Origin of the sequence: Pseudomonas sp. 203-8 (genome assembly GCF_020708595.1) — a bacterium.
In the GTDB taxonomy this organism is placed as follows: Bacteria; Pseudomonadota; Gammaproteobacteria; order Pseudomonadales; family Pseudomonadaceae; genus Pseudomonas; species Pseudomonas aeruginosa.
In genome coordinates this window covers 304,114-326,111 of record NZ_JAJFDF010000005.1, presented here as the reverse complement: position 1 = coordinate 326,111, position 21,998 = coordinate 304,114, and the positions used below count along the sequence as shown (strand labels likewise).

Genomic DNA, 21,998 nt, shown 5'->3' with positions numbered 1-21,998 from the left:
AGGAAAGTGACTCCGGGAAGGTCGTCCGTGACCTTCCCGGAACCGGCCGGAGGCGCCTTTGCCTCCGTTCGTGCGATCCGCCTCCCGGGCAGCGGCGCACGGATGACGCGTCCTGGCGTCATCGCAAAGGCTCAGCGCAGGGCGCGGGCGTAGCAGAAGAGGAACAGGTTGCGTACCAGCTCCTTGAGGATCAGCGGTTCGCTCGAGTTCAACTCGTGCAGGTCAAGGCCGCCCTGGTCACGCAGTTCGTCCAGCGCGTCTTCTTCCAGGACTGCGCAGATTTCCCCGGTTTCCCGGTGCAGGATCCGCAGGTAGGGGTGTGGCCGATCAAGCCAGGCATCGATCAAATAAGTCATGGCGCTCATCTCCGTGACAAGACTGTGAGATGAGAATAATTCTTATTATCGTAATAGCAAGTCTTGATCGTGCCTTTCGTCGCAAAACGAAAACGCCGCCGTGAAAACGGCGGCGTTCGTCACAAGTCGAGCCCGGTTCAGTGGGTTCGGGCGACAGCGAATTCGCTGAGTTCGACCAGGGCGGAGCGGTATTCGTTGTCCGGCAGCGTATCCAGGCAGGCGATGGCGCGGGCGGCGTAGTCGCGGGCGAGGTTGGCGGTATAGTCCAGGGCGCCGGCTGCCTCGACGGCGGCACAGACGCTCTCCAGGTCCTGGCTGCCACCTTGCTGGATGGCTTTGCGTACCAGCGCGGCCTGTTCCTCGGTGCCGTCGCGCATGGTGACGATCAGCGGCAGGGTGGGCTTGCCTTCGGCGAGGTCGTCGCCGACGTTCTTGCCGAGGGTCGCGGCGTCGCCGCGGTAGTCGAGCAGGTCGTCCACCAGCTGGAAGGCGATTCCCAGGTAGTCGCCGAAGCGGCGCAGTGCCTCGGACTGTTCCTCGCCGACCTGGCACAGCGCGGCGGCGCTGTGGGTCGAGGCCTCGAAAAGCATCGCGGTCTTGCCGCGGATCACTTCCATGTAGGTCTCTTCGGTAGTGCTGGCGTCGCGTACCTTGGACAATTGCAGCACTTCGCCCTCGGCGATCACCCGGGTGGCCTGGGATATGATGCGCATGACCGGCATGGAACCCAGCTCGACCATCATTTCGAAGGAGCGGGCATAAAGGAAGTCGCCTACCAGCACGCTCGGCGCGTTGCCCCACAGGGCATTGGCGGTGGAGCGGCCGCGGCGCAGGCCGGAGGCGTCGACCACGTCGTCGTGCAGCAGAGTGGAGGTGTGCAGGAATTCGATGGTGGCGGCCAGCAGGCAGAGGTCGTCGCCCTTGTAGCCCAGGGTCTTGCCGGCGAGCAGGACCAGCAGCGGGCGCAGGCGCTTGCCGCCGGCGGAGATGATGTAGTCGCCGATCTTTTCCACCAGGGGAACGCGGGAGGTGAGTTGGCGACGGATGATCCCGTCGACGGCGGTGAAATCTTCCGCCACCACGCGGTAGAAGGCCTGGGGTTGCATCAGTGACAATAGCTCCACAAAGATTGCGCGGCATGCTAGGTGGCAGGGGGGGGACTGTCAAGGAAAGGCCCGTGGCACTTGCCTCGGCCTGGACCTTTCCGTACAATCGCGGGCCCTGAACTTCCTTGGCATACCCTGCCTTACGCAATTGCACGGGCGTCCGATCCGACCCCATGCAGCCATGCCGGCCGATTCCTACTTCTATAAAGCGTCGGGTGAGCAGGTTTAACGGAGATACACATGTACGCAGTGATTGTTACCGGTGGCAAGCAGCACAAAGTCACCGAAGGCGAATTCCTCAAGGTCGAGAAACTCGACGTCGCTACCGGCGAAGCGATCGATTTCGACCGCGTCCTGCTGGTTGCCAATGGCGAAGACGTGAAAATCGGCCTGCCGGTCGTCGAAGGTGCGAAGGTTACCGCTGAAGTGGTTTCCCACGGCCGTCACGACAAGGTCCGCATCATCAAGTTCCGCCGTCGTAAGCACCACATGAAGCGTCAGGGCCACCGCCAGTGGTTCACTGAAATCAAGATCACCGGCATTCAGGCCTAATTCCTTTCTGGAGGATATGACTCATGGCACACAAAAAAGCTGGCGGTTCTACCCGCAACGGCCGCGACTCAGAAAGTAAACGCCTTGGCGTGAAACTGTTCGGCGGCCAGGCTGTAAAGGCTGGCAACATCCTGGTTCGTCAGCGCGGCACCAAATTCCACGCCGGTTACGGCGTTGGCCTGGGCAAGGACCACACCCTGTTCGCGAAAGTGGACGGCGTGGTCAAGTTTGAGACCAAAGGCGCCTTTGGTCGCAAATACGTGAGCATCGTTGCTGCCTAAGCAATAGCTCGCTGAAAAAGCCCTGTCTCGCGACGGGGCTTTTTTGTTTCTGCGCCGGCTTCCGGCCATGCCCTGCTTTCGGGGCATCCTGTATCCTATGTTTTTTTCTGTTAACCCGCCCTCGTGGTGGGAGGCATATCCATGAAATTCGTCGATGAAGTATCAATCCACGTGAAAGCCGGTGACGGCGGCAATGGCCTCATGAGCTTTCGTCGCGAGAAGTTCATCGAAAAGGGCGGTCCCAACGGCGGCGACGGTGGCGACGGCGGTTCCATCTACCTGGAAGCCGACGTCAACCTGAACACCCTGGTCGACTATCGCTACACCCGCCGTTTCGATGCCCAGCGCGGCGAGAACGGCGGCAGCAAGGACTGCACCGGGGCCAAGGGCGACGACCTGATCCTGCCGGTGCCGGTCGGTACCACCGTGATCGACGCCAATACCCAGGAAATCATCGGCGACCTGACCGAGCCCGGTCAGCGGCTGATGGTCGCTCAGGGCGGCTGGCACGGCCTCGGTAACACTCGTTTCAAATCCAGTACCAATCGGGCGCCGCGCCAGACCACCCCGGGCAAGCCGGGTGAGGCGCGCGACCTCAAGCTGGAACTGAAGGTGCTGGCCGACGTCGGCCTGCTGGGACTGCCGAATGCCGGCAAGAGCACTTTCATCCGCGCAGTGTCCGCGGCCAAGCCGAAGGTGGCCGACTATCCGTTCACCACCCTGGTGCCGAACCTCGGCGTGGTCAGTGTCGGTCGCTACAAGAGCTTCGTGGTCGCCGACATTCCCGGCCTGATCGAAGGTGCCGCCGAAGGCGCCGGGCTGGGCATCCGCTTCCTCAAGCATCTGGCGCGGACCCGCATCCTCCTGCATCTGGTGGACATGGCGCCGCTGGACGAAAGCGATCCGGCCGATGCCGCCGAGGTCATCGTTCGCGAGCTGGGTCGCTTCAGTCCGGCGCTGACCGAGCGCGAGCGCTGGCTGGTGCTGAACAAGATGGACCAGATCCTCGATCCGGCCGAGCGCGAGGCGCGCAAGCAGGCGGTGATCGAGCGGTTGGGCTGGGAAGGCCCGGTCTATGTGATCTCCGCCCTGGAGCGCGATGGCACCGAGGCGCTCAGCCAGGACATCATGCGCTATCTCGACGAGCGTACCCTGCGCCTGGAAGAAGATCCGCAGTATGCCGAGGAACTGGCCGAACTCGACCGGCGTATCGAGGACGAGGCGCGGGCCCGTCTGCAGGCCCTGGACGATGCGCGCGCGCTGCGGCGTTCGGGTCTGAAGAACGCCGGTGCGGTGGATGACGATGATTTCGATGATGAGGAAGATGACGGCGACGGTCCGGAGATCTTCTACGTTCCCTGATGGCGTGATACCCCGCCGGGCGGGCCGGCGGGGCTGAAGAGTCGAAGCCTGGGCTTCTAAGGTTGAGGGTATGCGGGACAAGGTGACTGGCGCGCGGCGCTGGGTGGTGAAGATCGGTAGCGCCCTGCTGACGGCCGATGGCCGTGGGCTGGATCGCAATGCCATGGCCGTTTGGGTCGAGCAGATGGTGGCGCTGCATTGCGCCGGCATCGAGCTGGTGCTGGTGTCGTCCGGCGCCGTCGCCGCCGGTATGAGCCGCCTGGGCTGGGTGTCCCGACCTAGCGCGATGCACGAACTCCAGGCCGCCGCCTCGGTGGGGCAAATGGGGTTGGTGCAGGCCTGGGAGTCCAGCTTCGCCCTGCATGGCCTGCAGACCGCCCAGGTGTTGCTGACCCATGACGACCTCTCCGACCGCAAGCGCTACCTGAACGCCCGCAGCACCCTGCGGACCCTGGTCGAGCTGGGCGTGGTCCCGGTGATCAACGAGAACGACACGGTGGTCACCGACGAGATCCGCTTCGGCGACAACGACACCCTGGCGGCACTGGTGGCCAACCTGGTCGAGGCCGACCTGCTGGTGATCCTTACCGATCGCGACGGGATGTTCGACGCCGATCCGCGCAACAATCCCGATGCCCAACTGATCTACGAGGCGCGTGCCGATGATCCGCAGCTCGATGCGGTGGCCGGCGGCAGTGCCGGCGCCCTGGGGCGCGGCGGAATGCAGACCAAGCTGCGGGCGGCGCGCCTGGCGGCGCGTTCCGGCGGGCATACGGTGATCGTCGGCGGGCGTATCGAGCGTGTCCTCGACCGCCTGCGCGCCGGCGAACGCCTCGGCACCCTGTTGACCCCTGATCGCAGTCGCAAGGCGGCGCGCAAGCAATGGCTGGCCGGCCACTTGCAGATGCGCGGCACCCTGGTGCTGGACGATGGGGCGGTGAAGGCGGTGAGCCAGGATCACAAGAGCCTGTTGCCGGTTGGGGTCAAGGCGGTCCAGGGCAGCTTCCGTCGCGGCGAGATGGTGGTCTGTGTGGACCAGGGCGGGCGCGAAGTGGCGCGCGGCCTGGTCAACTACAGTGCGCTGGAGGCGCAGAAGATCCTCGGTCAGCCGACGGATGCCATCGAGGCCTTGCTCGGCTACGTGGATGGGCCGGAGCTGGTGCATCGCGACAATCTGGTTCTGGTCTGAGGAGAGGGCGAATGCGCAAGCTCGCGGGGTTGCTGGGTGGTCTGCTGCTGTTGCCGGCGCTTGCCGGGGCGGAGGAGATCGGCGAGGTTTCCACGGTGTTCAAGTGGGTCGGGCCGAACGACAAGATTGTCGTCGAGGCTTTCGACGATCCCAAGGTGCAGGGCGTGACCTGCTATCTGTCGCGCGCCAAGACCGGTGGGGTCAAGGGCGGCCTGGGGCTGGCGGAGGATCGCGCCGAGGCGTCGATCGCCTGTCGCCAGGTGGGGCCGATCCAGTTCAGTGGCGAACTCAAGGATGGCGAAGAGGTGTTCAAGCAGCGCACTTCGCTGGTGTTCAAAAGCATGCAGGTGGTGCGCTTCTTCGATCGCAAGCGCAATGCCTTGGTCTATCTGGTCTACAGCGACCGGGTGATCGAAGGTAGTCCGCAGAACGCGGTGACGGCGATTCCCCTCATGCCATGGCCGACCGCTCGCTGAAGCGAGCGAGTCGCGGGCAATAAAAAACCGGCCATTGGCCGGTTTTTTATTCGAGCAAGGCGTGCCTTAGGCGGCAGCGGTGCTGAGGGCCTTGATGTGGCCGCTCAGACGGCTCTTATGACGAGCAGCCTTGTTCTTGTGGATGATGCCTTTGTCAGCCATGCGGTCGATCACCGGTACAGCGGCGGTGAAGGCGGCCTGGGCTTTTTCCAGGTCCTTGGCGTCGATGGCTTTCACGACGTTCTTGATGTAGGTGCGCACCATGGAGCGCAGGCTGGCGTTGTGGCTGCGACGCTTCTCAGCCTGTTTGGCGCGTTTTTTGGCGGAAGGTGTGTTGGCCACCGTCGAGCTCCTCGAAAAAAACTGGGTAAATAGCGAACAAATTAAGGCCGCGAATAATGCCGTCGCCTCCAGGGGTTGTCAAGGGGCTGCACATGCGGCCGGAAAGATCGGCGACGGATGTCGCCTGCTTTCTTGCGGGTGATTTATTCCGGCGCGCATTCTACACTCGGCGCGCCCTTGCGGACCGCCGTTCGGCGGCGAGGGCGTACTCGCGCGATGAACCGGCCCGGCCGGTCGCGGTCTTGGACAGGATCAATTTCGACATGCCGGCAGCCCGACATCCATGAATCTTCTCAAATCATTGGCGGCGGTGAGTTCCATCACCATGCTGTCGCGGGTCCTCGGCTTCGTCCGCGATACCATCCTGGCGCGGATCTTCGGTGCCGGCCTCGCCACCGACGCCTTTTTCGTCGCCTTCAAGCTGCCCAACCTGTTGCGGCGGATCTTCGCCGAGGGGGCGTTTTCCCAGGCTTTCGTGCCGATCCTGGCAGAGTACAAGAACCAGCAGGGCGAGGAGGCGACGCGGACCTTCATCGCCTACGTTTCCGGCTTGCTCACGCTGGTGCTGGCGCTGGTCACGGCGCTCGGCATCCTCGCCGCGCCCTGGGTTATCTGGGTCACCGCGCCGGGCTTCGCCGATACCCCGGAAAAGTTCGCCCTGACCACCGACCTGCTGCGGGTGACCTTTCCTTATATATTGCTGATCTCGCTGTCGTCCCTGGCCGGCGCGATCCTCAACACCTGGAACCGCTTCTCGGTGCCGGCCTTCGTGCCGACCCTGCTGAACGTCGCAATGATCGGCTTCGCGCTGTTCCTCACGCCTTATTTCGATCCGCCGGTCATGGTGCTGGGCTGGGCGGTGCTGGCCGGCGGCCTGTTGCAGCTCCTCTATCAACTGCCGCACCTGAGGAAGATCGGCATGCTCGTGCTGCCGCGCCTGAACCTCAGGGACAGCGGCGTCTGGCGGGTGATGAAGCTGATGCTGCCGGCGATCCTGGGGGTCTCGGTGAGCCAGATCTCGCTGATCATCAACACCATCTTCGCCTCGTTCCTGGCAGCCGGTTCGGTGTCCTGGATGTACTACGCCGACCGCCTGATGGAGCTGCCTTCCGGCGTATTGGGCGTGGCGCTGGGGACGATCCTCCTGCCGATGCTGGCGAAGACCTATTCGAACAAGGATCGCCATGAGTACTCGCGCCTGCTCGACTGGGGCCTGCGCCTGTGCTTCCTGCTGGTGCTGCCGTGTTCGCTGGCCCTGGCGATCCTCGCCGAACCTCTGACCGTCTCGCTGTTCCAGTACGGCAAGTTCACCACGGTGGACGCGGCGATGACCCAGCGCGCGCTGGTCGCCTACTCCGTCGGCCTGCTCGGCATCATCCTGGTCAAGGTTCTGGCGCCGGGCTTCTATGCCCAGCAGAACATCCGTACGCCAGTGAAGATCGCGCTCTTCACCCTGGTTTCCACCCAACTGATGAACCTGGCCTTCATCGGCCCGCTTCAGCATGCCGGCCTGGCCCTGTCCATCGGCCTGGCCGCCTGCCTGAATGCCGGCCTGCTCTACTGGCAACTGCGCAAGCAGCGTCTGTACCTGCCGCAACCGGGCTGGGCGAAGTTCCTGGTCAAGCTGGTGGTCGCGGTGCTGGCGATGTCGGCGGTGCTGCTGGCCACGATGCACTGGCTGCCGGCCTGGGAGCAGGGCGCCATGCTGGAGCGATTCCTGCGCCTCGGCCTGCTGGTGGTTGCCGGTCTCCTGGCCTATTTCGGTATGCTCGCGCTGCTGGGTTTCCGCCTGCGCGACTTTTCCCGCCGGGCGGTGCTGTGAAGCGCGTCCGGGCTGGCGGCGGGATCATGCCGTTTTGCCTGTTGTCCGGCGCCCGGTACGCGTATAATCGACCACTTTCTGAGCAATAAGCGTGCTATGCAGCTGCTTCGCGGACTACACAACCTGCAGCCCCTGGCCGGGGGCTGCGTCGCCACCATCGGTAACTTCGACGGCGTCCACCTCGGGCACCAGGCTATCCTGGCGCGTCTGCGCGAGCGCTCGCTGGAGCTGGGCGTGCCCAGCTGCGTGGTGATTTTCGAGCCGCAGCCGCGCGAGTTCTTCTCCCCCGATTCGGCGCCGGTGCGCCTGACCCGCCTGCGCGAGAAACTCGAGTTGCTGCGTGGGCAGGGCGTCGATGTGGTGCTCTGCCTGGCCTTCAACCGCCGCTTGCGCGAGCTGTCGGCAGCCGAGTTCGTCCGCCAGGTCCTGGTCGATGGACTGGCGGTGCGGCATCTTGAAGTGGGCGACGATTTCCGTTTCGGCTGCGACCGCTCCGGTGACTTCGCCTTCCTGGTGAACGCCAGTCGCGAGCAGGGGTTCACCGTCGAGGCGGCCACCACCGTCGAACTGGACGGTGTGCGGGTGAGCAGCACGCGGGTCCGCCAGGCCCTGGCCGAGGGCGACCTGCATCTCGCCGAGCGCCTTCTGGGGCGTCCCTTCAGCCTGAGCGGACGGGTCCTGCATGGACAGAAACTCGGCCGGCAACTGGGCTCGCCCACGGCCAACATTCAACTGAAACGGCGCAAGGCGCCGTTGAACGGGGTCTACCTGGTCAGTACGCTGGTCGATGGCCAGCGTTGCCAGGGGGTGGCGAACATCGGCACCCGCCCTTCGGTGAACGGCGACGGCCGTCCCCATCTGGAAGTGCACCTGCTCGATTTCGCCGGCGATCTATACGGCCGGCATCTGCAGGTGACCTTCCACCAGAAGCTGCGCGACGAGCAGCGTTTTGCCTCCCTGGAGGCACTCAAGGCGGCGATTCTCGCGGATATCGCCGCCGCCCGGGCCTACTGGCTGGGCCAACCGCTTGATTGAAGAGATCCTGAACAGGCCCTGAGATGACCGACTACAAAGCGACGCTAAACCTTCCGGAAACCGCCTTCCCAATGAAAGCCGGCCTGCCCCAGCGCGAGCCGGAAACCCTGAAGTTCTGGAACGACATCGGTCTGTACCAGAAGCTGCGGGCCATTGGCGGCGACCGTCCGAAGTTCGTCCTGCACGATGGCCCTCCGTACGCCAACGGCAGCATTCACATCGGTCACGCGGTCAACAAGATTCTCAAGGACATCATTGTCCGCTCCAAGACCCTGGCGGGCTACGACGCGCCCTATGTGCCGGGCTGGGATTGCCACGGCCTGCCCATCGAGCACAAGGTCGAGACCACCCACGGCAAGAATCTTCCGGCGGACAAGACCCGCGAACTGTGCCGCGAATACGCGGCCGAGCAGATCGAAGGGCAGAAGGCCGACTTCATCCGCCTGGGCGTGCTCGGCGAGTGGGACAACCCCTACAAGACCATGAATTTCGCCAACGAGGCGAACGAAATCCGCGCCCTCGCGGAAATGGTCAAGCAGGACTTCGTGTTCAAGGGCCTGAAGCCGGTCAACTGGTGCTTCGACTGTGGTTCGGCGCTGGCCGAGGCCGAGGTCGAGTACGCCGACAAGAAGTCGCCGACCATCGACGTTGGCTTCCCGGTGGCGGATGCCGACAAGCTGGCCGCGGCCTTCGGCCTGGCGGCCCTGGACAAGCCGGCGCAGATCGTCATCTGGACCACCACGCCCTGGACCATCCCGGCCAACCAGGCACTGAACGTGCATCCGGAGATCGACTACGCGCTGGTCGATGCCGGCGATCGCTACCTGGTGCTGGCCGAGGCCCTGGTCGAGTCCTGCCTGGCGCGCTACCAGCGCGAGGGCAAGGTGGTCGCCACCGCCAAGGGCGAGGCGCTGGAGCTGATTAACTTCCGCCATCCGTTCTACGAGCGCCTGTCGCCGGTGTACCTGGCCGACTACGTGGCCCTCGACGCCGGCACCGGTATCGTCCACTCATCGCCGGCCTACGGCGAAGACGACTTCTACACCTGCAAGCGCTACGGGATGAGCAACGACGACATCCTCAGCCCGGTGCAGAGCAACGGCGTCTACGTCGACTCGTTGCCGTTCTTCGGCGGCCAGTTCATCTGGAAGGCCAACCCCAACGTGGTGGCCAAGCTGGAAGAGGTCGGCAGCCTGCTGGCCCACGAAACCATCAATCACAGCTACATGCACTGCTGGCGGCACAAGACGCCGCTGATCTATCGCGCCACCGCGCAGTGGTTCGTCGGCATGGACAAGCAGCCCAGGCAGGGTGCTTCCCTGCGCGAGCGAGCGCTGGAAGCCATCACCCAGACCGAATTCGTCCCGGGCTGGGGCCAGGCGCGTCTGCACGGAATGATCGCCGGGCGTCCCGACTGGTGCATCTCGCGCCAGCGCAACTGGGGCGTACCGATCCCGTTCTTCCTGCACAAGGCCAGTGGCGAACTGCATCCACGCACCGTGGAGCTGATGGAAGAGGTCGCGCAGCGAGTCGAGAAGGAAGGCATCGAAGCCTGGTTCAAGCTCGACGCCGCCGAGCTGCTCGGCGAGGAGGCCGCGCAGTACGAGAAGATCAACGACACCCTGGACGTCTGGTTCGACTCCGGCACCACCCATTGGCACGTGCTGCGTGGTTCCCACCGGATCGGCCATGCCAGCGGCCCGGTCGCCGATCTCTACCTGGAAGGTTCCGACCAGCACCGCGGCTGGTTCCACTCCTCGCTGCTGACCGGCTGCGCGATCGACAACTATGCGCCGTACCGCCAGTTGCTGACCCACGGTTTCACCGTCGACGAGTCCGGCCGCAAGATGTCCAAGTCGCTGGGCAACACCGTGGTGCCGCAAACCGTCATCGATACCCTGGGCGCCGACATCCTGCGCCTGTGGGTGGCTTCGACCGATTACTCGGGCGAGATCGCGGTATCCCAGCAGATTCTCCAGCGTAGCGCCGATGCCTACCGGCGGATCCGCAATACCACGCGCTTCCTGCTGTCCAACCTGAACGGTTTCGATCCGGCCACGGATCTGCTGCCGCCCCAGGAAATGCTGGCCCTGGATCGCTGGGCGGTCGATCGCGCCCTGCTCTTGCAGCGCGAGATCGAAGAGGCGTACCGCGAGTACCGCTTCTGGAACGTCTATTCCAAGGTGCACAACTTCTGCGTACAGGAGCTGGGCGGGTTCTATCTGGACATCATCAAGGACCGCCAGTACACCACCGGCGCCAACAGCGTCGCCCGGCGCTCCTGCCAGACCGCACTGTTCCACATCGCCGAGGCCCTCGTGCGCTGGATCGCCCCGATCCTGGCGTTCACCGCCGAGGAAGTCTGGAAGTTCCTGCCCGGCGAGCGCGCCGAGTCGGTAATGCTCGCCACCTGGTACGACGGCCTCAGCGAACTGCCGGCCGACGTGACGCTGAATCGCCAGTACTGGGAGCAGGTCATGGCGGTGAAGGCCGCGGTCAACAAGGAGCTGGAGAACCAGCGCGCGGCCAAGGCCGTGGGCGGCAACCTGCAGGCCGAGGTCACCCTGTATGCGGAAGACGCGCTGCAGGCCCAATTGGCCAAGCTGGGCAACGAGCTACGCTTCGTCCTGATCACCTCGACCGCGACCCTGGCGCCGCTGTCGGCGGCTCCGGCCGACGCGGTGGACAGCGAAGTCGCCGGCCTCAAGCTGAAAGTGGTCAAGTCGACCCACGCCAAGTGCGGTCGTTGCTGGCACCATCGCGAGGACGTCGGTCAGCACGCTGCGCATCCTGACCTGTGCGGTCGCTGCATCGAGAACATCGAAGGCAGCGGCGAGGTTCGCCACTATGCCTGACGTCGATCGTTTCGGGCGCTTGCCCTGGTTGTGGATCACCGTGCTGGTGTTCGTCCTCGACCAGGTCAGCAAGGCGTTCTTCCAGGCCGAACTGAGCATGTACCAGCAGATCGTGGTGATCCCCGATCTGTTCAGCTGGACCCTGGCCTACAACACCGGAGCCGCCTTCAGCTTCCTGGCCGACAGCTCGGGCTGGCAGCGCTGGCTGTTCGCCCTGATCGCCATCGTCGTCAGCGCGATCCTGGTGGTCTGGCTGAAACGCCTGAAGAAAGGCGAGACCTGGTTGGCCATCGCCCTGGCGCTGGTGCTCGGCGGCGCCCTGGGCAACCTCTACGACCGCATGGTCCTTGGCCACGTGGTGGACTTCATCCTGGTGCACTGGCAGAACCGCTGGTACTTCCCGGCGTTCAATCTGGCCGATAGCGCCATCACCGTCGGCGCCGTCATGCTGGCGCTCGACATGTTCAGATCGAAGAAATCCGGAGAAGCCGCCCATGGCTGAGTCGACCCGCATTGGCCAGGAGAGCCGCGTCACCCTGCATTTCGCCCTCAAGCTGGAGGACGGCAACGTCGTCGACAGCACCTTCGACAAGCAGCCGGCCTCGTTCAAGGTCGGCGACGGCAACCTGCTGCCGGGCTTCGAACAGGCGCTGTTCGGCTTGAAGGCTGGCGACAAGCGGACCCTGAGCATTCTTCCCGAACAGGGCTTCGGCCAGCCGAATCCGCAGAACGTGCAGATCATGCCGCGCGACCAGTTCCAGGACATGGAGCTGGCCGAGGGCCTGCTGGTGATCTTCAACGACGCGGCCAAGACCGAACTGCCGGGCGTGGTCAAGGCGTTCGATGAGCAGCAGGTGACCGTCGACTTCAATCATCCGCTGGCCGGCAAGACCCTGGCCTTCGAAGTCGAGATCATTGACGTCCAGCCGGCCTGAACCGTCGGTCGCTGCGCCCTTCCCAAGCGGGGAGGGCGGTAGCAAGGTTCATTCGTCCAATCACCGCGTCGCCCACGAGACCGCCATGCAAATCAAACTCGCCAATCCCCGCGGCTTCTGCGCCGGCGTGGATCGCGCCATCGAGATCGTCAACCGTGCCCTCGATGTCTTCGGCCCGCCGATCTACGTGCGTCACGAGGTGGTGCACAACAAGTTCGTCGTGGACAACCTGCGCCAGCGCGGCGCCATCTTCGTTGAGGAACTCGATCAGGTGCCGGACAACGTCATCGTCATCTTCAGCGCCCACGGCGTTTCCCAGGCGGTCCGCAAGGAAGCCGAGGGGCGCGGCCTGAAGGTTTTCGACGCGACCTGCCCGCTGGTGACCAAGGTGCACATGGAAGTGGTGCGCTACAGCCGCGACGGCCACGAATGCGTGCTGATCGGGCATGAAGGGCACCCCGAGGTGGAAGGCACCATGGGCCAGTACGATGCCAGCAACGGTGGTGCCATCTACCTGGTGGAGGACGAGGCCGACGTCGCCGCGCTGGAGGTGCGCAAGCCCGAAGCCCTGCACTACGTGACCCAGACGACCCTGTCGATGGACGACACCTCGAAGGTCATCGATGCCCTGCGCGCCAAGTTCCCGCAGATCCAGGGACCGCGCAAGAACGACATCTGCTATGCCACCCAGAACCGCCAGGATGCCGTGAAGGAACTGGCCGACCAGTGCGACATGGTCCTGGTGGTGGGCAGCCCCAACAGTTCCAACTCCAACCGCCTGCGCGAACTCGCCGAGCGGATGGGCACGCCGGCCTACCTGATCGACGGCGCTGAGGACATGCAACGCGGCTGGTTCGACGGTGTGCGTCGCATCGGAATCACCGCAGGCGCTTCCGCGCCGGAAGTGCTGGTGCGCGGCGTGATCGCCCAGCTACGCGAGTGGGGGGCGTCGGAGGAGCAGGAACTGGAGGGGCGGGAGGAGAACATTACCTTCTCGATGCCCAAGGAACTGCGGGTCAAGGCTTTGTAATCGGAATTTTTGCGCACCTGAAAAAGCCCGGCTTATGCCGGGCTTTGCCTTTTTCTTGTCTCGGCGCTTTAGCGCCAGCATTCTGCAACGCTCTTCTTGCTTCCAGTCCGGCCTTTCTCGCCGTTGGCGGTCAAGGTCAGGTTGCCACAATCAAGATCGTTGAATGCCTGGTTGGCGATAAGGCGATAACCTCCGTCGTTGGCTACCGTATCGACGGTAAGGCTGTATTTGCCTGTGGAGGACTTCACTGTGGTGCCCGATGTGTTGCGCATATGCAGCTTGCCGATGTCGGCTTGGGTAGTGATATAAGTATTGTTCTGTGAAAAATAGCGCTCTTGAGTAGCGGCTGCTTCGCTGAGTAATGCCTGTCCTTCGGTGCGATTTCCGCGCTTCACGTATTCGTCGTAGCTGGGGTAGGCGATACCAGCAAGAATAGCGATGATTACTACGACGATCATCAACTCGATGAGAGTGAAGCCTCTGTTCGACTTCATTGTTGCTGCTCCGATCCGAAGGGAACGAGAGGGGCCTGCTTGATAATGTAGAACGACTCGATTTCTGGCAGGTCGCTGGTGAGTTTGCCGGAGAAAGACACTGTCTGTCCCTGACGTACCAAGAATATGACCGGCGAGTCCTGTTGTTGGACACGGTTGGGCAAGCGATATGTCTGCCCATCGACTACTACCAGACCGGTGGCAGGATGAACATCCTCGACCACGCCCACATTCTCGAACGTATTCGTGGCACTCAAGGCAAAGGTTGGGCAAGCCAGAGCTAGAGCTGCAAGAGCTGTGGCGAGAAGACGTAAGGGGTTCATGTTCATTTCTCCTCGACGACCCGCCAGGTTTGTCGTCCGTTACTCTTGTCGCTGGGGTTGAAGATGATGCACTCATCACCAGTGCAAGCCTCGGATTGACGCTGTTCGTTCTGGGTAATGGCCAAGCCACCTAGTCCATCCTGTTGGAAGGCGGATACGACCGAGCCGTTGTAATCCGAGCCAGAGTCCACTATACCCGCACGTTTGAGATCGAAGACGGTGAAACTGGTACGTCCGCCAGTATATGGATTGAGGCCGTAGGTCCAGCTGGTAGAGCCGCTGTCACAAGGGTCGTCGTTCGGTGTCAAGGTCTGCAATAGAAGCACTTGGCCGGCAGCGAACATATCTTCGATCATCATTTCGCCTTTCTTGCTGCTATTGACCTCCAGATTCAGTCGCCAGCCATAGCTAGCCACATCCGAGTTCGCGGTACCGGTTGCTCCGTCTTTGTACCACTTCACCGGGTTTTGGCTAATAAGCCGAATATTCCTGTTCACGCTACCGAATGTGGAGTTCGCCTCTGTTGTCATGGTTTGGGCTGTGAGGGCGTTGCGGTCGATGGTTGGGGTACTGTTTGCGCTTTCGCCCTTGGTCTGGCGATCCCAGATACCATAGAGCGTCATGGCTCGGCTGGTATCGGCCTGAGCGTCATCGTCCTCGAAGTATTTTCCTGTACCTACGATGACGATGTAGCCCTTACGGCTAGGATGGCGTACCAAGGTAGGCGGAGCCGTGATGGGCTGACGAGTATTGTTGTCGGCGCGAGCACGGAAAAGCGGGGCGCCGCTGAACGATACTCTGAAAGCAGAAGGATCTACATCTCCGGGCTTGAAGGGATTGATAGAGGTATTTGTGTCTGGGTCGTCGTTGCGGGTATTGCCGATCAAATCGAAGCGCCAGATATTTCCCTGCAGATCGCCAGCATAGGCGTAGTCAGCAATGCCATCGCTGTTGTTATCAGCCAGGCGAGGCGTCGATAGGCCATTGGCTATTCCGCGCTCGCTTTGGACTTCCAGCTTCTTGATCAGCGTTCCCTTTTTCAAATCAATCAGCAGTAAAGCTGCCTTGTCATTATCGCTTCCATAGCCGTTGCCGGTAACTACTGCCCATTGTCCGCTGTGCAGTCTGGCTACGGTAGGTTTGGAGAAGGTGTAACCAAGGTCCGAGTCGGTACTGCTATCGTATTCCCAAAGCAGCTTGACATCGTCCGGCTTGGTTACATCGAGTGCGAACAGGCCGCGACCTCCAGCACCAAGCGTTCCGATCAGAACAGTGTGCCAAGCTCCATCGAAAAAGGCATCGCTGACGACCGGTGTAGCGTCGACGAAATATTGGTGGGCACCGCCCTGGTAGCTGATGCCGGTAAGCTTGTTAAGCTTTTCGAATACTGCTGTAGGGATGAAAGCGAACTCTTCCACGCCGGTTTTGGTGTGGAAACCATGCAACATGCCATCGTTGGATCCAACATAAACTCGAGGGCTGCGCTGGTCTGCCTCTGTCTTGAATGTGCCGTAGTCGCCGCTGGGTTCGATGGGGTTGGCCAGATAAGTGAGGTATTGGGCCGGTCCGACCACGGCTGGAGACGAGTGCACGATGTCCCCTAACACCGCCTGTCGTTGCCGGAATCCATCCATATTCTGCTGGCCACGGATGAAGTCGACCCGCTGTGCTCCTTTGGTGTCGGCCTGATTGTCCTTGTCCGGGTTGCGGTTCAGCCAAGTGGCTAACTGACTTCCCTCAATATTGCTCCATGTGAAAGGCTTAAGGCGGTTGGTTCCGCTATTGCTGGCGATGTAAATATTACGGGTAGCGGGAGCTCGGTTGTCCAGCAGTGCGCCGGCGCTCCATTCCTGGGTTTTGGTCGAACCGGTGGAAGTCGACTCCACCTTGTAACGTATAAGGTCGCCCGCCCAGTTCTTGTCACTGGCAAAGCTGGACTGGTAGCTGTAGCGGATCAGCTTGTCGCCGGTTCCGTCATCCTGCAGCGCGGAAGTCATTGCTGGTTTGGAGGAGGAGGTGTTGCGCTCGGAAATCCGTGTCAGGATCTTATTGAAAGCCTGAACCAGAGAGTCCGGTGATTCCGCGCTAAAGAAGTCTCCACGAGAGTTGATAGCTGCATGCCAGAGGTCGTAGACGTTACCGGGTGCGGCGTCGTTACCGACGCTGGGCCAAGCCTTGCTTCCAGCCATCAACTCCTCGTAGTTGCCAAAGGTGCTGCCTGTCCAAGTTGGTGCAGAGTTCAATGTGAGCGAATAGGAAAGACCTAGGCCAACAGTAAAGTTGACCATGTGTTGCCAAGTGGCTGGGTTGTTGCGAGGGTCCCAGTAATCCTTGGAATCGTCCCCACTCTTGTAGGCCATGAAAGGCTTCAGGTCATTGTCGATGCTGGGACGTAAGTCTGTGGTCCAGTATTTGAAAGCCAGGTCAGCCAATGAGCTGGCATTGCTGTCGGCATAAGGGGGCTGTGGCCTATAGAGGGTGCTATCAGGAAAGGTCTGGTTCTGGTTGTCGAGATTGCCGGGGGTGACGTTCCGACCGTTCCAGATACCGTCGGTCATCATGATGTGATAGCTGGCCCGGCAGGAATATGTCTTTCCGTCTTCGGTGGTATAAGCTGTGCCGTTGGTTTGCAAGAAGCGTCCGGCTCGGTCAAGAGCCGCATGCAGAGGAGTACCGCCGCTGGCCGGGCTGTTCGCCAGCCAATTGAAGAAATTGATTTTGTGCTGCTTGTTGAATTGGAGCAGGGCATTGTTTTGGCAGCTTCTGCTGTTGGCGCCGATGCTACAGGTGTTCAGGGCCCCCCAAGTGAGACGCACGTTTTCCGGCAGGCTGTAAAAGGCCAGGTTGGCAGCGGTCTTTGTGGCCAGGATGCGGTTGCGATAGTAGGAGTACCATATCGCAAAGTTGCTTTCCTGACTGGTAGGAAGAGCATTGTAGGTATAACAGGAGTTGGAGCTGCTCACCGGCTGTGCAGGGCAGCTAGCGCTTACCTTATAAGTATAGTAATAAGCTCTCCCGGTATTGCAGCTGCTATCGATGCAACCAAGCCAGCCGGTTCCCCATTGAGGGCGATAGTTATTGCTCAGGTTGGTGGTGGAGCCTTGGGCGTAGCCATCCTGCCAGGCTGCTGTGAAGCGTGGCACTGGATAGTCGGAAACGATGATCTGATCGCCTGACAGTGTCAATTTCTTGGGCACTTGGTAAGCATAATCGGGGTTGTAGTACAGTGCGTTGTAATCGCTGGAACGTCCCGCTCTGCCGCTATTCCCGCTAATACCGTCGGGCACGTAAGCCCAGGCCATACTGCCTGAGTCATCTAGAGTGAACAGCAGGTTGGGAGCAACGCCCTGGGTTAGGAACAGGGGTTGCTGGCTGACATTCAGGGCCGTGGCGGCATAACTGTCAGAGGCGAACAGGATGCTCAGGGTGCAACCTGCAGCCAGCAGGCTTTTTCCTGCGCGGGTAATCTGGTGGATCATGCGCTGGCTCCAGTCAGTTGGTATACAGGCGTGCATGAACGGCCTGTAGAACAGTCTCTCCGCCCGCCTTGTTGAGGGCGCGGCTGTTGGTTTCGTAGTAGAACGTGCCGACCCCGCGCATCATGTTGCCGTACTCGGGATTTTCCGCTTCGTTGTTCTGTTCGCCAGCGGGCACCGTGATGGTCTGCCAGGTGACTGCGCGGTCTTTGTCGATCTGCGTAGGGTTATTCAGATCGCTGCCTCGGTAGGGCATCCAGACACGTGAATTGGCGTTATCTGTCTTGCCGTTCAGGGCTGCCACCGGATTGTTGTGCACGTCATCTCGGGGTACGGAGAGGGCACTCAGGTTCAGTATGCAAGGCCGTTTGACATTGCTATCGGCGCATCCGCTGCCGACCTCTGGGGGCTTGATGGTATTGAAAAAGCGTCGTTCACCTTCGCGTAGCCCAGCTTCGCCCGCATTGCGCAGGCGCTTCTGTTCGATGAGATTGCCGGTGATACGGCTTTCCAGTGACACCTCGCGCATGTTGGAAACGGCGAGGAGCGTGATCATCAACAAGATAACCAGCGAGATCAACAACGTGGATCCCTGCTGTCGAGAGGTATGGCGCAGGGTCATGGCATGAGATTCCTGATGGTTTGGTTACCACGCGCTATTTGGTAAATCTGGCCTTTGTCTGCGGCCTCGATGGCGCTTTTGCTCTCGGGATAAAGGACGATCCAGCGATCGCGTGCCTGGCTATCATCTCCTGTGCGCAGGCTTGTATTGTCGCTGCCTGCCAGGATTGAGAAGCGCAATGCTCGGATAGGACGACCGGCGACATCCTGTAGTGCGACGAAGCTGGATACTTTGCGTTCGCTACGATCTGCTGGCCCGACCCCCGCTTCCAAGCGGAAGTCTGTGAGACCACTGACCAATTCTCCCGATTTCGACTGGGCGATATCGGGACGACTGCAACTCAGGGTACCGGCGCTCGGTAGGTAGACCAGGCGAACGACGACAGGGGGAGTATTTGTGAAGGGCTTTTCCGGAACTCCGGTAATTTCATTACCGAGGCAATCATGCTCCCCTTTGTAGGCGGGTTGATAGCGCAAGCAGACACCGTACTCACCCGCCTTGAGGGCAGTTGCCGCAGCGATAGTCTCGCCAGCCACAAATGCACGACAGCCATTGAATGTCGCGGATTTGAAAGCATTCTCCATGTTGTCGTCGTGAAGGCGACGATAGCCTGTCTTATCCAGTTGTTGCTGCAGCAGCATAAGAACGAAGCGGCTATTTTCCTGGTTGCCGGCCTGGCCTTGCTGGAAAAGATAGTTGCGTTTGTTGTCGATGTAGATCTGGCTGATCCCCAGGATCAGGAAGCTGCTTATAGCGAGTGCCACGAGCAGTTCTACCATCGATAGGCCTTTCTGCATTTTGCTGAAGAGCATGCTTGTTCTCACAATTCGGAGCGGACGCTGTAGGTGCACAAGGTGGAGTCAGAGGCGTTGAAACACGCTCCATCCATGGCTCGCCAGGCAACCTGGATTTCGATGGCCGAGCCTTTGGTGTTGTCGCAGGTACCCGGGGTTGGGCTGCGACAAATGTAGAATTGGCTATTCAAGAGTGCGGAGGCTCCCGGCAAGTCTTTCGAGGCCTGTTGGGCCCAGCAGCCGAGACGTTCCTTAGCATCTGCTGGCAATGGCGCGCAGCGCGCTGGGGCTGCGGGAAAGTCGCTGCCCTTGGCCTTGTAGTAGACCGAGTCTTCGCGTAGTTGGGCGCGTAGATTGAGTACGGCATCTGGGTCCGCACGCATTATTTCCATCAGGTCGCTAGCAAGCATTGCTGCGGCATTGCGTTGTACCGACTCCTGCGTGTACTGGATCGTGCGCCCTTGCATGGCAACCATGCCCAGTACGCCAATGCTGATCAGCACCAGAGCAACCAGTACTTCGATCATGCTGAAACCCGTTTCTCGAGACATGGGCTTTCCTCAGTTACAGCTGTCCGGTTGCTTTGAAGATGGGTACAGGATCACGCGTCCACTGGGCTGAACGGTAAGCAGACGTCCTGTACTTTTGTCACCGGCGAAGCAGACCTTTATGTCAATGTTTGCAGCCTGGTTGCTAAGTGTGCCGGTAGCGTTGAAGGTCAGCTCCGCAGTCGCACTGCTGGCGGATAGCGAGACCTGCTGGAAACCTTGGTGCTTTTGCACGGTGGTCGCGCCGCTGATGATTTCCAGGCCTTTTGCCCAGTCATTGTTCTGCGTCGCCCTGATGCTCACATTGGCATGACGGTTTACAGCTTCGCTGCGAGCGTACTGAAGCAGGCTGTAGAGTTCCTCGCTGGCAGTCTGGATTCGGTTGCGCTCGATCAAGGCGTTGAAACTGGGTACGGCAATGCTGGCGAATATGGCGACCAGAACCAACACCATCATCAACTCGATCAGGGAAAAGCCGGCGCTGCGACAAATAGAGCGCATGCAGTACTCCACAAGGAAAAGGGCCAGATAATCTTGCCTAGTGGAGAGCGCATTGTCCCTGTAGCAGAGACAGCCGGAGCGGAGAGTGGGATGACTGGCAAACGGTATGTGAAACAGTTCTCTCACCGCCTGGAGCACAGGTAAGAGAGCTTTTTATTTTCGCTCTTTCCCGCCACCCTGAGGCGGCCTTGCCGATTGAGCACCAATTGCCACTCGATGCGATCGTCCTTACATTCGAAGAAACGCCCGTTACCTGTAGGGCTGGTGCCATTAGGCAGGTAGCGCAGTCGCTTGTCGAAGCCCCGCCAATGAATATCGGTGCGACTCGTATTTTCATGCCGGGCCAGTATCTGTTGGCTCCTGTCGTTACGGCTGAACCAGCCGAGATGCCATTCCTCGCTGCAGGTACTGCCGTCACCGCTACCGCAGACCTCGATGATCACGCCGTTCTGTATGCTGCTAGCCCGCGCAGCCATCAGATGACTAGTCAGGCTGTCACGAGTAGCACGGCTAATGTCCCGCTTCATTCTGTCTTGGAGGGTGGGCAGCGCAATTGTCAGGCCTATCGCAAGGATCAATAGGACTATCGATAGTTCGACCAAGTTGAAGCCGCTCGATTTCATGGGATGAATACCTCTGCGGGTATGATGGGCTTTTCACCGGGACAGATTCGACTGAGTTCGTTGAAGCAGGCAATTCGTCAGCATCTGATCCCTTTGAGTGATATTTCTCTGTTCCTGGCAAATCGGTAGGAGCCCTGTGGTGAGTAGAGATGTAGTAGTGGTAGGCGCTGGCGTCATCGGCCTGTTGACCGCCCGGGAGCTGGCGCTCGCCGGACTGCGGGTGACCCTGGTGGAGCGGGGCGAGAGTGGGCGTGAGGCATCCTGGGCGGGGGGCGGGATCGTCTCGCCGCTCTATCCGTGGCGCTACAGCCCGGCGGTGACCGCCCTGGCGCACTGGTCGCAGGACTTCTACCCGGCCCTGGGGCAGCGTTTGCTCGACGAGACCGGGCTCGATCCCGAGGTCCATACCGTTGGCCTGTACTGGCTGGACCTAGACGACCAGATCGAGGCACTGCAGTGGGCACGCAAGCACACCCGGCCGTTGAAGGAAGTGCCGATCGAGGAGGCCTACGCGGCGGTGCCCGGGCTGGGCGCCGGCTTCCAGCGGGCGGTCTACATGTCGGGCGTGGCCAATGTGCGCAATCCTCGCCTGGCGCGCTCATTGCGGGCATCCCTGCAACAATTCGCCAATATCGAACTGCATGAGCAGACGGAGGTGCGCGGCTGGTTGCGCGACGGCGATCGAGTGCTCGGCGTGGCGACCTCGCGTGGCGAGATCCGTGGCGACAAGGTGCTGCTGGCGGCGGGCGCCTGGAGCGGCGAGTTGTTGAAGCCGCTTGGCCTGGAACTGCCCGTGGTACCGGTGAAAGGGCAGATGATCCTCTACAAGTGCGCGGCGGATTTCCTGCCGCGCATGGTGCTGGCCAAGGGGCGCTACGCGATTCCGCGGCGCGACGGCCACATCCTGATCGGCAGCACCTTGGAACATTCGGGCTTCGACAAGACGCCGACCGACGAGGCGCTGGAAAGCCTCAGGGCGTCTGCGGCAGAACTGTTGCCGGAACTGGCGGACATGCAGCCGGTGGCCCACTGGGCAGGGTTGCGCCCGGGCTCTCCCGAAGGCATCCCCTATATCGGTCCGGTGCCTGGCTTCGACGGGCTCTGGCTGAATACCGGGCACTACCGCAACGGGCTGGTCCTGGCACCGGCGTCGTGCCGTCTGCTGGCGGATCTCATGAGCGGGCGGGAACCGATCATCGACCCGGTCCCCTACGCCCCGGCTGGTCGCCTCTGAGGAGCGAAAACCAAAAGGCCTGTCTTCGGACAGGCCTTTTCA

General features: G+C 61.3%; 23 protein-coding genes. 12 read left to right on the top strand and 11 right to left on the bottom strand.

The genetic code is table 11. From position 1 onward, the window contains the following. Positions 1 to 131 precede the first annotated feature (131 nt). Together LJF27_RS14125 and LJF27_RS14120 are read right to left on the bottom strand one after the other, a co-directional pair. Complete coding sequence (locus tag LJF27_RS14125; RefSeq protein ID WP_003094765.1) at positions 132 to 356, bottom strand: hypothetical protein; 225 nt, start codon at positions 354 to 356, stop codon at positions 132 to 134. A gap of 137 nt (positions 357 to 493) precedes the next feature. Next, positions 494 to 1,462 (bottom strand): polyprenyl synthetase family protein, encoded by a 969-nt coding sequence (locus LJF27_RS14120; RefSeq protein ID WP_023090849.1) that lies wholly within the window; start codon positions 1,460 to 1,462, stop codon positions 494 to 496. Between the two features lie 240 nt (positions 1,463 to 1,702). On the opposite strand from LJF27_RS14120, the gene rplU reads away from it, so the two are divergent. The 5 genes from rplU to LJF27_RS14095 all read left to right on the top strand — a co-directional run bounded on the left by rplU (position 1,703) and on the right by LJF27_RS14095 (position 5,322). Continuing rightward, entirely contained in the window at positions 1,703 to 2,014 is a 312-nt protein-coding gene (rplU, locus tag LJF27_RS14115) for a 50S ribosomal protein L21 (RefSeq protein WP_003094761.1), read from the top strand. Positions 2,015 to 2,037: 23 nt separating this feature from the next. Next, on the top strand, positions 2,038 to 2,295 hold the full coding sequence (gene rpmA, locus LJF27_RS14110; protein WP_003094760.1) for a 50S ribosomal protein L27: 258 nt from the start codon (positions 2,038 to 2,040) through the stop codon (positions 2,293 to 2,295). A 141-nt stretch (positions 2,296 to 2,436) separates the two neighbouring features. Beyond that, on the top strand, positions 2,437 to 3,657 hold the full coding sequence (gene cgtA, locus LJF27_RS14105) for an Obg family GTPase CgtA (RefSeq protein WP_003094758.1): 1,221 nt from the start codon (positions 2,437 to 2,439) through the stop codon (positions 3,655 to 3,657). A 70-nt stretch (positions 3,658 to 3,727) separates the two neighbouring features. Continuing rightward, entirely contained in the window at positions 3,728 to 4,846 is a 1,119-nt protein-coding gene (gene proB, locus LJF27_RS14100; RefSeq protein ID WP_003094756.1) for a glutamate 5-kinase, read from the top strand. A gap of 11 nt (positions 4,847 to 4,857) precedes the next feature. Beyond that, a complete protein-coding gene (locus tag LJF27_RS14095; RefSeq protein ID WP_003094746.1) occupies positions 4,858 to 5,322 on the top strand; it encodes a CreA family protein in 465 nt (154 codons plus the stop codon). A 66-nt stretch (positions 5,323 to 5,388) separates the two neighbouring features. Here the strand turns inward: LJF27_RS14095 and rpsT are convergent, their stop codons facing one another. Continuing rightward, entirely contained in the window at positions 5,389 to 5,664 is a 276-nt protein-coding gene (gene rpsT / locus LJF27_RS14090) for a 30S ribosomal protein S20 (RefSeq protein ID WP_003094744.1), read from the bottom strand. 283 nt (positions 5,665 to 5,947) lie between these two features. Between rpsT and murJ the strand changes: the two genes are divergently transcribed. From murJ to ispH, 6 genes are all read left to right on the top strand, one after another. After that, positions 5,948 to 7,486 carry a murein biosynthesis integral membrane protein MurJ gene (gene murJ, locus LJF27_RS14085; RefSeq protein WP_003102622.1) on the top strand — a complete coding sequence of 513 codons (1,539 nt, stop codon included), beginning with the start codon at positions 5,948 to 5,950 and terminating at the stop codon, positions 7,484 to 7,486. A 96-nt stretch (positions 7,487 to 7,582) separates the two neighbouring features. Next, on the top strand, positions 7,583 to 8,521 hold the full coding sequence (gene ribF, locus LJF27_RS14080) for a bifunctional riboflavin kinase/FAD synthetase (protein ID WP_003102619.1): 939 nt from the start codon (positions 7,583 to 7,585) through the stop codon (positions 8,519 to 8,521). A gap of 23 nt (positions 8,522 to 8,544) precedes the next feature. Further along, positions 8,545 to 11,376: an isoleucine--tRNA ligase gene (gene ileS / locus LJF27_RS14075; protein ID WP_023116757.1), complete on the top strand. Its 2,832-nt coding sequence runs from the start codon at positions 8,545 to 8,547 to the stop codon at positions 11,374 to 11,376. Continuing rightward, the gene (lspA, locus tag LJF27_RS14070; protein WP_003102615.1) at positions 11,369 to 11,878 is read left to right on the top strand and encodes a signal peptidase II; all 510 of its coding nucleotides are present in this window, start codon (positions 11,369 to 11,371) and stop codon (positions 11,876 to 11,878) included. The genes ileS and lspA overlap by 8 nt, the downstream gene beginning before the upstream one ends. Then, positions 11,871 to 12,311, top strand: coding sequence for an FKBP-type peptidyl-prolyl cis-trans isomerase (gene fkpB, locus LJF27_RS14065; protein WP_003102613.1), 441 nt, complete (start codon positions 11,871 to 11,873; stop codon positions 12,309 to 12,311). Before lspA ends, fkpB begins: the two co-directional genes overlap by 8 nt. Before the next feature lie 85 nt (positions 12,312 to 12,396). Then, positions 12,397 to 13,341, top strand: coding sequence for a 4-hydroxy-3-methylbut-2-enyl diphosphate reductase (gene ispH / locus LJF27_RS14060; protein ID WP_003094724.1), 945 nt, complete (start codon positions 12,397 to 12,399; stop codon positions 13,339 to 13,341). A 68-nt stretch (positions 13,342 to 13,409) separates the two neighbouring features. Here ispH and LJF27_RS14055 read toward each other — a convergent pair whose 3' ends face one another. From LJF27_RS14055 to LJF27_RS14020, 8 genes are all read right to left on the bottom strand, one after another. Then, complete coding sequence (locus LJF27_RS14055) at positions 13,410 to 13,835, bottom strand: type IV pilin protein (RefSeq protein WP_003116267.1); 426 nt, start codon at positions 13,833 to 13,835, stop codon at positions 13,410 to 13,412. Then, the gene (locus tag LJF27_RS14050; RefSeq protein WP_003116266.1) at positions 13,832 to 14,158 is read right to left on the bottom strand and encodes a PilY2 family type 4a fimbrial biogenesis protein; all 327 of its coding nucleotides are present in this window, start codon (positions 14,156 to 14,158) and stop codon (positions 13,832 to 13,834) included. The genes LJF27_RS14055 and LJF27_RS14050 overlap by 4 nt, the downstream gene beginning before the upstream one ends. Before the next feature lie 2 nt (positions 14,159 to 14,160). Next, on the bottom strand, positions 14,161 to 17,637 hold the full coding sequence (locus tag LJF27_RS14045) for a pilus assembly protein (RefSeq protein ID WP_003116264.1): 3,477 nt from the start codon (positions 17,635 to 17,637) through the stop codon (positions 14,161 to 14,163). A 13-nt stretch (positions 17,638 to 17,650) separates the two neighbouring features. Further along, the gene (locus LJF27_RS14040; protein ID WP_003116263.1) at positions 17,651 to 18,256 is read right to left on the bottom strand and encodes a pilus assembly PilX family protein; all 606 of its coding nucleotides are present in this window, start codon (positions 18,254 to 18,256) and stop codon (positions 17,651 to 17,653) included. Continuing rightward, a complete protein-coding gene (locus LJF27_RS14035; RefSeq protein WP_003116262.1) occupies positions 18,253 to 19,068 on the bottom strand; it encodes a PilW family protein in 816 nt (271 codons plus the stop codon). Before LJF27_RS14035 ends, LJF27_RS14040 begins: the two co-directional genes overlap by 4 nt. Before the next feature lie 8 nt (positions 19,069 to 19,076). Beyond that, positions 19,077 to 19,601 (bottom strand): type IV pilus modification protein PilV, encoded by a 525-nt coding sequence (gene pilV, locus LJF27_RS14030; protein WP_003116261.1) that lies wholly within the window; start codon positions 19,599 to 19,601, stop codon positions 19,077 to 19,079. A 9-nt stretch (positions 19,602 to 19,610) separates the two neighbouring features. Beyond that, positions 19,611 to 20,099 carry a GspH/FimT family pseudopilin gene (locus tag LJF27_RS14025; RefSeq protein ID WP_003141552.1) on the bottom strand — a complete coding sequence of 163 codons (489 nt, stop codon included), beginning with the start codon at positions 20,097 to 20,099 and terminating at the stop codon, positions 19,611 to 19,613. Positions 20,100 to 20,221: 122 nt separating this feature from the next. Beyond that, entirely contained in the window at positions 20,222 to 20,722 is a 501-nt protein-coding gene (locus LJF27_RS14020; protein WP_003116259.1) for a GspH/FimT family pseudopilin, read from the bottom strand. Positions 20,723 to 20,861: 139 nt separating this feature from the next. Here LJF27_RS14020 and thiO point away from each other — a divergent pair, with 139 nt between their 5' ends. Continuing rightward, the gene (gene thiO, locus LJF27_RS14015) at positions 20,862 to 21,956 is read left to right on the top strand and encodes a glycine oxidase ThiO (RefSeq protein WP_023103512.1); all 1,095 of its coding nucleotides are present in this window, start codon (positions 20,862 to 20,864) and stop codon (positions 21,954 to 21,956) included. Positions 21,957 to 21,998 lie beyond the last annotated feature (42 nt).

What these genes read in the sequence shown, in the direction of transcription:
- LJF27_RS14035 (WP_003116262.1), bottom strand. Translation starts at nt 19,068, where the DNA reads ATGCTCTTCAGCAAAATGCAGAAAGGCCTATCGATGGTAGAACTGCTC.
- lspA (WP_003102615.1), top strand. Translation starts at nt 11,369, where the DNA reads ATGCCTGACGTCGATCGTTTCGGGCGCTTGCCCTGGTTGTGGATCACC.
- LJF27_RS14055 (WP_003116267.1), bottom strand. Translation starts at nt 13,835, where the DNA reads ATGAAGTCGAACAGAGGCTTCACTCTCATCGAGTTGATGATCGTCGTA.
- cgtA (WP_003094758.1), top strand. Translation starts at nt 2,437, where the DNA reads ATGAAATTCGTCGATGAAGTATCAATCCACGTGAAAGCCGGTGACGGC.
- murJ (WP_003102622.1), top strand. Translation starts at nt 5,948, where the DNA reads ATGAATCTTCTCAAATCATTGGCGGCGGTGAGTTCCATCACCATGCTG.
- ribF (WP_003102619.1), top strand. Translation starts at nt 7,583, where the DNA reads ATGCAGCTGCTTCGCGGACTACACAACCTGCAGCCCCTGGCCGGGGGC.
- LJF27_RS14120 (WP_023090849.1), bottom strand. Translation starts at nt 1,462, where the DNA reads ATGCAACCCCAGGCCTTCTACCGCGTGGTGGCGGAAGATTTCACCGCC.
- LJF27_RS14025 (WP_003141552.1), bottom strand. Translation starts at nt 20,099, where the DNA reads ATGCGCTCTATTTGTCGCAGCGCCGGCTTTTCCCTGATCGAGTTGATG.
- rplU (WP_003094761.1), top strand. Translation starts at nt 1,703, where the DNA reads ATGTACGCAGTGATTGTTACCGGTGGCAAGCAGCACAAAGTCACCGAA.
- LJF27_RS14125 (WP_003094765.1), bottom strand. Translation starts at nt 356, where the DNA reads ATGACTTATTTGATCGATGCCTGGCTTGATCGGCCACACCCCTACCTG.
- LJF27_RS14095 (WP_003094746.1), top strand. Translation starts at nt 4,858, where the DNA reads ATGCGCAAGCTCGCGGGGTTGCTGGGTGGTCTGCTGCTGTTGCCGGCG.
- proB (WP_003094756.1), top strand. Translation starts at nt 3,728, where the DNA reads ATGCGGGACAAGGTGACTGGCGCGCGGCGCTGGGTGGTGAAGATCGGT.
- ileS (WP_023116757.1), top strand. Translation starts at nt 8,545, where the DNA reads ATGACCGACTACAAAGCGACGCTAAACCTTCCGGAAACCGCCTTCCCA.
- LJF27_RS14040 (WP_003116263.1), bottom strand. Translation starts at nt 18,256, where the DNA reads ATGACCCTGCGCCATACCTCTCGACAGCAGGGATCCACGTTGTTGATC.
- LJF27_RS14050 (WP_003116266.1), bottom strand. Translation starts at nt 14,158, where the DNA reads ATGAACCCCTTACGTCTTCTCGCCACAGCTCTTGCAGCTCTAGCTCTG.
- LJF27_RS14020 (WP_003116259.1), bottom strand. Translation starts at nt 20,722, where the DNA reads ATGAAATCGAGCGGCTTCAACTTGGTCGAACTATCGATAGTCCTATTG.
- ispH (WP_003094724.1), top strand. Translation starts at nt 12,397, where the DNA reads ATGCAAATCAAACTCGCCAATCCCCGCGGCTTCTGCGCCGGCGTGGAT.
- rpmA (WP_003094760.1), top strand. Translation starts at nt 2,038, where the DNA reads ATGGCACACAAAAAAGCTGGCGGTTCTACCCGCAACGGCCGCGACTCA.
- LJF27_RS14045 (WP_003116264.1), bottom strand. Translation starts at nt 17,637, where the DNA reads ATGATCCACCAGATTACCCGCGCAGGAAAAAGCCTGCTGGCTGCAGGT.
- fkpB (WP_003102613.1), top strand. Translation starts at nt 11,871, where the DNA reads ATGGCTGAGTCGACCCGCATTGGCCAGGAGAGCCGCGTCACCCTGCAT.
- pilV (WP_003116261.1), bottom strand. Translation starts at nt 19,601, where the DNA reads ATGTCTCGAGAAACGGGTTTCAGCATGATCGAAGTACTGGTTGCTCTG.